Annotated in this window: 1 pseudogene; it reads right to left on the bottom strand. The window is 68.9% G+C overall.

Going from position 1 to position 270, the window contains the following annotated elements:
* A pseudogene (locus AC0IW7_RS24825) lies at positions 1–270 on the bottom strand (hypothetical protein); the annotation flags it as partial.

Below are 270 nucleotides of genomic sequence, written 5' to 3'. Positions count from 1 at the left end.
TAGACGGCCTCCGGGTCGACGGCTTCGGCCTTAGGCGCCCTGGCTGGCGCAGGTGCCGGCACCGACACGGTGATCGGTGCGGCGTCGTATTGCTGCTCCGGCGCCCGCTCCATGGTGCGCGTCGCCAAGCCCACGCCGAGGCCCAAGGTGGCGATGCTGGCAAAGGCCATCGACCATCGGGCACGCTGGCTGCCGCCGAATAACCCGCCTTGTAAGCGACTCAGTACAGGCTGCTTGGCAGGCACACGCTGGTAGTGGGCGGCTTGAGCC

This window comes from Pseudomonas sp. AC229, assembly GCF_979254655.1.
The sequence above is the reverse complement of the archived record's forward strand: the minus strand, read 5'-3'. Positions and strand labels throughout refer to the sequence as shown.